Below are 11,044 nucleotides of genomic sequence, written 5' to 3'. Positions count from 1 at the left end.
GACTTCTTTGGAGACAGTAGTTGGGTCTTTTAGAATGGACTGTCCAATAGCTTTGAAGGTTTCACCGCGCTCTAAGCCCAGTTGGATATCATTACGGTCTGAAAGGGTAAGGTGTTTATGTTTTGTCATAGTGAGCCTCATTTCTAACTCAAACGTCTCATACTTAATTCCACCATAAAAATCCGTTTTAGACTAATTTCCACTTCGGCAAGTCAAGTGGAAGTTGCTTTGAGAAGTTACGAATTTGATTTTCGAAGAGTATAAATAGCTTAGTGATAGAAGAAAATAGGGAAATATGGTATAATGAAACGATAGATTTTTGAATAGGAATAAGATCATGTTTGGATTTTTTAAGAAAGATAAGGCTGTGGAAGTAGAGGTTCCGACACAGATTCCTGCTCATATCGGCATTATCATGGATGGGAATGGTCGTTGGGCTAAAAAACGTATGCAACCGCGAGTCTTCGGACACAAGGCAGGCATGGAAGCATTGCAAAATGTGACTACGGCAGCCAACAAGCTAGGTGTCAAGGTTATTACAGTTTATGCTTTTTCTACAGAAAACTGGACGCGTCCTGATCAGGAAGTCAAGTTTATCATGAACTTGCCCGTAGAGTTTTATGACAATTATGTCCCAGAACTGCATGCGAATAATGTTAAGATTCAAATGATTGGGGAGACAGACCGCCTGCCTAAGCAAACCTTTGAAGCTTTAACCAAGGCTGAGGAATTGACTAAGAACAATACAGGATTGATTCTTAATTTTGCCCTCAACTATGGTGGACGTGCTGAGATTACACAGGCGCTTAAGTTGATTTCCCAGGATGTTTTAGATGCCAAAATCAACCCAGGTGACATCACAGAGGAATTGATTGGTAACTATCTCTTTACCCAGCATTTGCCTAAGGACTTACGAGACCCAGATTTGATTATCCGTACTAGTGGAGAATTACGTTTGAGTAATTTCCTTCCATGGCAGGGGGCTTATAGTGAGCTCTATTTTACGGATATCTTATGGCCTGATTTTGACGAGGTAGCTTTGCAGGAAGCCATTCTTGCCTACAATCGTCGTCATCGCCGATTTGGAGGAGTTTAGGAGGAAATATGACACAGGATTTACAGAAAAGAACCTTGTTTGCAGGGATTGCCCTGGCTATTTTCCTACCAATTTTAATGATTGGGGGACTCTTGCTTCAGATAGCAATTGGAATCATAGCCATGCTAGCCATGCATGAACTTTTGAAGATGAGAGGTCTAGAGACCATGACTATGGAGGGCCTCTTGACCCTCTTTGCAACCTTTGCCTTGACCATTCCCTTGGAGAATTACCTGACTTTTTTACCAGTTGATGGGAATGTTGTTGCTTATAGTGTGTTGATTTCAATCATGTTAGGAACGACTGTTTTTAGCAAGTCTTATACGATTGAGGATGCTGTTTTCCCTCTGGCTATGAGCTTTTATGTGGGCTTTGGATTTAATGCCTTACTAGATGCTCGTGTCGCAGGTTTGGACAAGGCACTCTTAGCTTTGTGTATCGTCTGGGCGACTGACAGTGGTGCCTATCTTGTTGGGATGAACTATGGTAAACGAAAATTAGCTCCGACAGTTTCTCCAAATAAAACCTTTGAGGGTGCCTTGGGTGGTATTTTAGGTGCTATTTTAGTAACCATCATCTTTATGATGTTTGACAGTACAGTTGCTCTTCCGTATGGAATTTACAAGATGTCAGTCTTTGCTATTTTCTTTAGCATTGCTGGACAATTTGGTGATTTGCTAGAAAGTTCGATCAAGCGTCACTTTGGTGTCAAGGATTCTGGGAAATTTATTCCTGGACATGGTGGTGTTTTGGATCGTTTTGATAGTATGTTGCTTGTATTTCCAATCATGCACTTGTTTGGACTCTTTTAATCAAAAGACGGAGGAAATACTATGCTCGGAATTTTAACCTTTATTCTGGTTTTTGGGATTATTGTAGTGGTGCACGAGTTCGGGCACTTCTACTTTGCCAAGAAATCAGGGATTCTAGTGCGTGAATTTGCCATTGGCATGGGACCCAAGATCTTTGCTCATATTGGCAAGGATGGGACGGCCTATACCATTCGAATCTTGCCTCTGGGTGGCTATGTCCGTATGGCTGGTTGGGGTGATGATACAACTGAAATCAAGACAGGGACGCCTGTCAGTTTGACGCTTACTGACGACGGTAAGGTTAAACGCATCAATCTTTCTGGTAAAAAGTTGGATCAAACGGCCCTACCTATGCAGGTGACTCAGTTTGACTTTGAAGACAAGCTTTTTATCAAGGGCTTGGTTCTGGAAGAAGAAAAAACATTTGCAGTAGATCACGATGCAACGGTTGTGGAAGCAGATGGAACTGAGGTTCGAATTGCTCCCTTGGATGTTCAATATCAAAATGCGACTATCTGGGGGAAACTGATTACCAACTTTGCAGGTCCTATGAACAACTTTATCTTAGGGGTTGTTGTTTTCTGGATTTTAATCTTCATGCAGGGTGGTGTCATAGATGTTGATACCAATCAGTTTCATGTCATGCCCCAAGGGGCCTTGGCTAAGGTAGGAGTACCAGAAACGGCACAAATTACCAAGATTAGCTCGCATGAGATTAGCAACTGGGAAAGTTTGATTCAGGCTGTGGAATCAGAAACCAAAGATAAGACGGCCCCGACCTTGGATGTGACTATTTCTGAAAAGGGGAGTGACAAACAAGTCACTGTTACTCCCGAAGAAAGTCAAGGCAGTTACCTTCTAGGTGTTCAACCGGGGATTAAGTCAGATTTTGTATCTATGTTTGTAGGTGGTTTTACAACTGCTGCTGACTCGGCCCTCCGAATTCTATCAGCTCTGAAAAATCTGATTTTCCAACCGGATTTGAACAAGCTAGGTGGACCTGTTGCCATCTTTAAGGCAAGTAGTGATGCTGCTAAAAATGGAATTGAGAATGTCTTGTACTTCTTGGCAATAATTTCCATCAATATTGGGATTTTTAATCTTATTCCGATTCCAGCATTGGATGGTGGTAAGATTGTGCTCAATATTCTAGAAGCCATCCGCCGCAAACCATTGAAACAAGAAATTGAAACCTATGTCACCTTGGCCGGAGTGGTCATCATGGTTGTCTTGATGATTGCTGTGACCTGGAATGACATTATGCGACTCTTTTTTAGATAATCGAGGAATATTATGAAACAAAGTAAAATGCCTATCCCAACGCTTCGCGAAATGCCAAGCGATGCTCAAGTTATCAGCCATGCTCTTATGTTGCGAGCTGGTTATGTTCGTCAAGTTTCAGCAGGTGTTTATTCTTACCTACCACTTGCCAACCGTGTGATTGAAAAAGCTAAAAACATCATGCGCCAAGAGTTTGATAAGATTGGTGCGGTTGAGATGTTGGCTCCTGCCCTTCTCAGTGCAGAATTGTGGCGCGAATCAGGTCGTTACGAAACTTATGGTGAAGACCTTTACAAGCTAAAAAACCGTGAAAAATCAGACTTTATCCTAGGTCCAACTCACGAAGAAACCTTTACAGCTATTGTCCGTGATTCTGTTAAGTCTTACAAGCAATTGCCACTTAATCTTTATCAAATCCAGCCTAAGTATCGTGATGAAAAACGTCCGCGTAATGGACTTCTTCGTACACGTGAGTTTATCATGAAGGATGCTTACAGTTTCCACGCTAACTATGATAGCTTGGACAGTGTTTACGATGAGTATAAGGCTGCTTATGAGCGTATTTTTACTCGTAGTGGTTTAGACTTCAAGGCTATTATTGGTGACGGTGGAGCCATGGGTGGTAAGGACAGCCAAGAATTTATGGCCATTACACCTGCTCGTACAGACCTTGACCGCTGGGTTGTCTTGGACAAGTCAGTTGCCTCATTTGATGAAATTCCTGCAGAAGTGCAAGAAGAAATCAAGGCAGAATTGCTCAAATGGATGGTTTCTGGTGAAGATACCATTGCTTACTCAAGTGAATCTAGCTATGCTGCTAACTTGGAAATGGCAACAAACGAGTACAAACCAAGCAACCGTGTCGTTGCTGAAGAAGAAGTGACTCGTGTTGCAACACCAGATGTTAAAACAATCGATGAAGTTGCCGCCTTCCTCAACGTTCCAGAAGAACAAACGATTAAAACCCTCTTCTACATGGCAGACGGTGAGCTTGTTGCCGCCCTTCTAGTTGGAAATGATCAGCTTAATGAAGTTAAGTTGAAAAACCACTTGGGAGCAGATTTCTTTGACGTTGCTAGCGAAGAAGAAGTGGCAAATGTTGTTCAAGCAGGATTTGGTTCACTTGGCCCAGTTGGTTTGCCAGAGAATGTTAAAATCATTGCAGATCGTAAAGTGCAAGATGTTCGTAATGCAGTTGTGGGTGCTAACGAAGATGGCTACCACTTGACTGGTGTGAACCCAGGTCGTGATTTTACTGCAGAATATGTGGATATCCGTGAAGTTCGTGAGGGTGAAATTTCTCCAGACGGACAAGGTGTCCTTAACTTTGCGCGTGGTATCGAAATTGGTCACATCTTCAAACTCGGTACTCGTTATTCAGCAAGCATGGGAGCAGATGTCTTGGATGAAAATGGCCGTGCTGTGCCAATTATCATGGGATGTTACGGTATCGGTGTCAGTCGTCTCCTTTCAGCAGTGATGGAGCAACACGCTCGTCTCTTTGTTAATAAAACGCCAAAAGGTGAATACCGTTACGCTTGGGGTATCAACTTCCCTAAAGAATTGGCGCCATTTGATGTGCATTTGATTACTGTCAATGTCAAGGACGAAGAAGCGCAAGCCTTGACAGAAAAACTTGAAGCAAGCTTGATGGGAGCTGGTTACGAAGTCTTGACAGATGACCGCAACGAACGTGTTGGTGTTAAATTCAGCGACAGCGATTTGATTGGATTGCCAATCCGTATCACTGTTGGGAAGAAAGCAGCCGATGGCATCGTAGAAGTTAAGATTAAAGCGACTGGTGATACTATCGAAGTTCATGCAGATAACGTGCTTGAAACGCTTGAAATCCTCAGTAAGAAATAAAAACTATAATCAGAAGAAAAACAAGGAAAAAATGTAACTAGTTTTTACCTTGTTTTTTCTGTATAATGGGAAAAATGACTAGACAAAGAGGTAAATGTATGCTAAGATTTCCAAAGGATTTTGTCTGGGGCTCCTCTACTTCTGGGCCGCAGACAGAAGGACGTATAGCTGGTGATGGTAAGGGAGATAATCTATGGGATTATTGGTACCAAGTGGAGCCAAATCGTTACTATAATGGGATTGGTCCAGATAAGACATCGACCTTTTATGAAAACTGGGAGCAGGATATTGAGTTCTTGTTGGAAACTGGTCATACGGTCTTTCGTACTTCTATTCAGTGGTCACGGATTTTTCCACAAGGCTGTGGAAAAGTCAACCCTCAAGATGTGGATTTTTATCGTAAGGTTTTTGAGGCTATTAAGGCTAAGGGGATTCGTCTGTTAGTCAATCTCTACCACTTTGATTTGCCTTTTGCTCTTCAAGAAGCTGGTGATGGTTGGGAAAATAAGGCGACAGTTTCAGCCTATGAAGACTATGCTCGTTTTTGTTTTGAGACTTATGGAGATCTAGTGAATCAATGGATTACCTTTAACGAGCCCATTGTTCCTGTAGAGTTTGGCTATTTTTACGATGCCCATTATCCACATAAGGTGGATGCAGAGGCAGCCGTTAAAGTAGCTTATCATACACGATTGGCTAGCAGTCGAGCGGTCAAGGCCTGTCATGAACTCTTGCCTGACTCTAAGATTGGGATTGTCCTCAACTTGATACTGGCTTATCCACGTAGCCAGCATCCTGCTGATGTCAAGGCTGCTCGTATTGCGGACCTTTTTCAGGCCCAATCTTTCTTAGATCCGTCTGTTTTGGGGAATTATCCACAGGAGTTGGTAGAAATCTTACATGAATACGGTCTCTTGCCTGATGCTACGGAGGAGGAGTTGGAAGTCATTCGTGACAATACGGTGGACTTCCTTGGTGTCAACTACTATCAACCCTTACGCGTTATGGCACCTCGATTTGCTAAGCATCCAGAGAGTCCACTCTTACCAGAACATTTTTACGAGCCTTATGTGATGCCTGGACGTAAAATCAATCCTCATCGTGGTTGGGAGATTTATGAGCAAGGGATTTATGACATTGCCCAAAATATCAAGGAAAATTATGGCAATATTGAGTGGATGTTGACAGAGAATGGTATGGGGGTTGAAGGAGAGGAAAAATTCCGTCAAGATGGAATGATTCAAGATGATTATCGTATTGACTTTGTAAAAGGTCATCTTCGTGAACTTCACCGTGCCATTGAAGACGGAGCTAATTGTAAGGGCTACTTGATTTGGACCTTTATCGATTGTTGGTCATGGCTCAATAGCTATAAAAATCGCTACGGTTTGGTCGAGCTAGACTTGGAAACGCAAGAACGTCGTCTGAAAAAATCAGGGCACTGGTTCAAGGAATTAAGCGATAATAATGGATTTTAAAAAGGACTCTGACTGATTATCCTAATTGGTCAGAGTTTTTTGTTTACAAGAAGTTAATGTGAACTATACCAATTTTTACTCTTGACAAGTGAAAGAAACAAGTATATACTGTTTTTGCTGATTCTATAAAAGAGGAATTAGACTATACCAATTTTAAGGAGAAAGCACAGCTGGTCTGTGTCGTATATACTATGTGTGGAATTGTTGGTGTTGTTGGAAACACAAATGCAACTGATATTTTGATTCAAGGGCTTGAAAAGCTCGAATACCGTGGCTATGATTCTGCGGGGATTTTTGTCCTAGGTGGTGCTGAAAACCACCTAGTCAAGGCTGTAGGCCGTATCGCAGAATTGTCTGCTAAAACAGCTGGTGTTGAGGGAACAACTGGGATCGGACATACTCGTTGGGCGACTCACGGGAAACCAACTGAGGACAATGCTCATCCACACCGCTCTGAGACAGAACGTTTTGTCTTGGTTCACAACGGTGTGATTGAGAACTACCTTGAAATTAAGGAAGAATACCTTGCAGGACACCACTTTAAGGGGCAAACAGATACTGAAATCGCTGTTCACTTGATTGGAAAATTTGCGGAAGAAGAAGGTCTTTCTGTTCTTGAAGCTTTCAAAAAAGCTCTTCATATTATCCGTGGTTCTTATGCTTTTGCCTTGGTTGACTCACAAGATCCTGAAGTCATCTACGTAGCTAAAAATAAATCACCACTTTTGATTGGTCTTGGGGAAGGCTATAACATGGTCTGCTCAGATGCTATGGCTATGATTCGTGAAACCAACCAGTATATGGAAATTCATGACCAAGAGTTGGTAATCGTCAAGGCTGATAGCGTAGAAGTTCAAGACTATGATGGCAATCACCGTGAACGTGCTAGCTATACTGCGGAGCTTGACTTGTCAGATATCGGTAAAGGAACTTACCCTTACTACATGCTTAAGGAAATTGATGAGCAACCAACTGTTATGCGTAAACTCATCCAAGCCTACACAGATGAGGCTGGTCAAGTTGTCGTAGACCCAGCTATCATCAAGGCTGTTCAAGACGCAGACCGTATCTACATCCTTGCAGCTGGAACATCTTACCACGCAGGATTTGCTTCTAAGAAAATGTTGGAAGAATTGACAGATACACCAGTTGAACTTGGAATTTCATCTGAGTGGGGCTATGGTATGCCACTTCTTAGCAAGAAACCACTCTTCATCTTTATCAGTCAGTCTGGTGAAACAGCGGATAGCCGTCAGGTTTTGGTTAAGGCTAATGAAATGGGAATTCCAAGCTTGACAGTGACAAACGTCCCAGGTTCAACCCTTTCACGTGAAGCTAGCCATACTATGCTTCTTCACGCAGGTCCTGAAATTGCTGTAGCATCAACTAAAGCCTATACAGCACAAATCGCAGCCCTTGCCTTCCTGGCAAAAGCAGTCGGCGAAGCGAACGGTAATGCCAAAGCGCAAGCCTTTGACCTGGTTCATGAATTGTCAATCGTAGCTCAGTCTATCGAGTCAACTCTTTCAGAGAAAGAATTGATTGATAGCAAGGTTCGTGATCTTCTTGAAACAACTCGTAACGCCTTTTATATTGGGCGTGGTCAAGATTACTACGTAGCTATGGAAGCAAGCCTTAAACTCAAAGAGATTTCTTACATCCAGTGTGAAGGCTTTGCGGCAGGAGAACTCAAGCACGGAACTATTGCCTTGATTGAAGAAGGAACGCCTGTCTTGGCTCTCTTGTCAGATCCAGTCCTTGCCAACCACACTCGTGGAAATATCCAAGAGGTGGCAGCTCGTGGTGCCAAGGTTCTCACTATCGCAGAAGAAAATGTTGCCAAAGATACAGACGATATCGTTCTTACAACCGTACATCCTTACCTCTCACCAATCTCAATGGTCGTACCAACACAATTGGTCGCTTACTTTGCAACCCTGCACCGTGGCCTTGATGTGGATAAACCACGTAACCTTGCTAAGTCAGTAACGGTAGAATAAGCTAAAAAGTCTAGTTATCTAGACTTTTTCTTGTGAGCAAATTGGTTGCTTGTACTCAAGATTCGTGTTATACTCTTCGAAAGTCTCTTCAAACCACGTCAGCTTCCATCTGCAACCTCAAAACACTGTTTTGAGCAGGCTGCGGCTAGCTTCCTGGTTTGCTCTTTGATTTTCATTGAGTATTAGAATAATTTTTCAAATTGAAGGACAGAGGTAGAGAAGGAGAATCACCATGGTAGAATTGGGAATTTTAACATTTGGTGAAACAACGGAGCTTGAAGGGACTGGGCAAACTTACAGTCATGCTGAACGCATTCGTCAGTTAGTGGCGGAGATTGAACTGGCTGATAAGGTTAGTTTGGATGTGTATGGGATTGGTGAGCACCACCGAGAGGATTTTGCAGTGTCGGCTCCAGAGATTGTTCTGGCAGCTGGGGCAGTTAATACCCAAAAAATCCGTTTGACTAGTGCAGTCAGCATTCTGTCAAGTATGGATCCGATTCGCTTGTTCCAACAGTATGCCACTATTGATGCTTTGTCTAATGGACGTGCGGAGATTATGGCCGGAAGGGGTTCTTTCACGGAATCATTTCCTCTGTTTGGATATGATTTGAAAGACTACGAAGCCCTTTTTGATGAGAAATTAGACTTGCTTCAGTTAGTCAATGAAAAGACCAAGTTAGACTGGCAAGGTCGATTGACCCAAACAATCTCTGGCAAAGAAGTCTATCCTCGTCCAGTTCAGGACAAATTACCCTTGTGGATAGCGACAGGTGGTCATGTCGAATCAACAGTGAAGATTGCTCAGGCGGGGCTGCCGATTGTCTATGCTATTATTGGTGGCAATCCGCGTTATTTTAAAAAGTTGATTCAGGCTTATCGTGAGATTGGGAGTGAAGCGGGCTATGCCAGTCAGGAACTAAAGGTTGGGGCCCATTCTTGGGGTTGGATTGCTGAAGATGGCGAGCAGGCTGTGAAAGATTATTTCCATCCGACCAAGCAAGTGGTGGATGCTATTTCCAAAGACCGTCCGCACTGGCAGGAATTGCGTTATGAGCAATATTTGGAGCAAGTTGGGCCAAATGGTGCTATGTTTGTGGGTAATCCAGATCAGGTGTCCGAAAAATTGATTCGCATGATTGAAGACTTAGGTTTGGACCGCTTCATGCTCCATCTACCGCTTGGTTCTATGCCTCATGATCAGGTTCTGAGAGCAATTGAACTTTTTGGAACACAAGTGGCTCCAAAAATACGGGCATATTTTGCCATGAAAGAGGTTTAATAAAAAATCCTAATCAGGCTGATAAAAAATCTATATAACAACTATTTTAATAAAGTAAAAGAAAGAAAAGAATCTCTGAAAAGCTGGTAAAATCAAGCTTTCCAGAGATTTTTTTCGTTATTGATATAAACAATCTCAATCAGGTTGATAGTCAATATATATTGGGAAAAGGTCAAAAGGAGTGGTAAGATGGTTTCAATCTAAATGGAAGGAGAAAAGTATGACAAGTAAAAGAGAACTAGTTTTTAGAGCCATCCGAGGAGAAGAGGTGGAACGGGTTCCTGTTGGCTTTTGGTTTCATTTTGTAACCCTGGAGGAAAAAGGGAAAGGTTTAAATAACCCACGTATCTTCCAAAAAAGTGTAGAGGGACATCGGCAGTACGTTGAAAGAATTCATCCTGACTTTGTCAAAATAATGAGTGACGGCTTTTTCATTTATCCAAGTAATGTCTATAGTCCTTCGGTTGCAAGTATTCAGGAGTTGGCTTCTATTGAGTCAATTGGTGAAAACCATCCTTGGATTCAGCAACAAGTAGAGGTGGTAGAAGCTATTCGAGCAACCTTCACTGAGGAGATTGCATCGTTTTACAATATTTTTTCTCCAATTTCCTACCTGAAAAGGTGGTTTCGTACAGAAACTTCTAGAGGTGATAAGGAGGTTGCAGATCTTTTGCTTGAAAATCCAGAGCTGTTCAGGGAGATTTTAGATGTGATAGCTGAGGATATCGCTATCCTAACTAAGAAAATCATTCAGGATGGTGGAGCGGATGGGATTTACCTCAGTACGCAAGAAATTCAGGATGAGCGCATCACACCAGACTTGTACCAGACCTATATCGAGACAAGCAACATAAAGGTTTTAGAAGCCGCTAATCAGGCAGGTGGGGTAAATATCCTACATATCTGTGGTTTTCAAGGTGCCAGTAACGATGTAACTATTTTCAAAGATTATCCAGCCCAAGTTTTCAACTGGGCAACCCACCATGAAGCAGTTAGTTTGCCTCAAGGTCAGGAGCTATTTCATAGCAAAGCGGTCTTGGGTGGTTTTGAAAATGGGAAACAGAGCCTGCTTTATGGAGGTAGAAAGGCTGAACTACAAGAGGAAACCAAACGCTTGTTGACTGAAGCTGGGACTAGAGGAGTCCTTCTTGGAGCGGATTGCACGGTTCCAGATGATTTTGAATTAGAAAGATTGGACTGGATTCGTCAGGCTGCTATTTTAGAATAGG

Annotated in this window: 9 protein-coding genes; 8 read left to right on the top strand and 1 reads right to left on the bottom strand. The window is 42.5% G+C overall.

Features of this window, described 5'->3' with window-relative positions; genetic code table 11:
* The coding region (locus D8787_RS06685) for a helix-turn-helix domain-containing protein (RefSeq protein ID WP_142999761.1) at positions 1–129 on the bottom strand (129 nt) is incomplete at its 3' end.
* A 208-nt stretch (positions 130–337) separates the two neighbouring features.
* Here D8787_RS06685 and D8787_RS06680 point away from each other — a divergent pair.
* From D8787_RS06680 to D8787_RS06645, 8 genes are all read left to right on the top strand, one after another.
* Positions 338–1,096, top strand: a complete 759-nt coding sequence (locus tag D8787_RS06680) for an isoprenyl transferase (protein WP_125422037.1) — start codon at positions 338–340, stop codon at positions 1,094–1,096.
* Between the two features lie 8 nt (positions 1,097–1,104).
* Positions 1,105–1,908: a phosphatidate cytidylyltransferase gene (locus tag D8787_RS06675; RefSeq protein ID WP_049540615.1), complete on the top strand. Its 804-nt coding sequence runs from the start codon at positions 1,105–1,107 to the stop codon at positions 1,906–1,908.
* 21 nt (positions 1,909–1,929) lie between these two features.
* A complete protein-coding gene (gene rseP / locus D8787_RS06670; RefSeq protein ID WP_125422034.1) occupies positions 1,930–3,189 on the top strand; it encodes an RIP metalloprotease RseP in 1,260 nt (419 codons plus the stop codon).
* A 12-nt stretch (positions 3,190–3,201) separates the two neighbouring features.
* Positions 3,202–5,055 carry a proline--tRNA ligase gene (locus D8787_RS06665; protein WP_125422031.1) on the top strand — a complete coding sequence of 618 codons (1,854 nt, stop codon included), beginning with the start codon at positions 3,202–3,204 and terminating at the stop codon, positions 5,053–5,055.
* Between the two features lie 98 nt (positions 5,056–5,153).
* Positions 5,154–6,533 (top strand): 6-phospho-beta-glucosidase, encoded by a 1,380-nt coding sequence (gene bglA, locus D8787_RS06660; RefSeq protein WP_125422028.1) that lies wholly within the window; start codon positions 5,154–5,156, stop codon positions 6,531–6,533.
* Positions 6,534–6,724: 191 nt separating this feature from the next.
* Positions 6,725–8,533, top strand: coding sequence for a glutamine--fructose-6-phosphate transaminase (isomerizing) (gene glmS, locus D8787_RS06655; protein WP_125422025.1), 1,809 nt, complete (start codon positions 6,725–6,727; stop codon positions 8,531–8,533).
* Positions 8,534–8,765: 232 nt separating this feature from the next.
* Positions 8,766–9,815 (top strand): LLM class flavin-dependent oxidoreductase, encoded by a 1,050-nt coding sequence (locus tag D8787_RS06650; protein ID WP_125422022.1) that lies wholly within the window; start codon positions 8,766–8,768, stop codon positions 9,813–9,815.
* A 220-nt stretch (positions 9,816–10,035) separates the two neighbouring features.
* Positions 10,036–11,043 carry a uroporphyrinogen decarboxylase family protein gene (locus D8787_RS06645; protein ID WP_125422019.1) on the top strand — a complete coding sequence of 336 codons (1,008 nt, stop codon included), beginning with the start codon at positions 10,036–10,038 and terminating at the stop codon, positions 11,041–11,043.
* Position 11,044: the final 1 nt, after the last annotated feature.

The sequence above is a fragment of the Streptococcus mitis genome, from assembly GCF_003944325.1.
Taxonomy (GTDB): domain Bacteria; phylum Bacillota; class Bacilli; order Lactobacillales; family Streptococcaceae; genus Streptococcus; species Streptococcus mitis_CW.
Note: the sequence above shows the minus strand (reverse complement) of the source record. Positions and strands in the feature narration are given on the sequence as shown.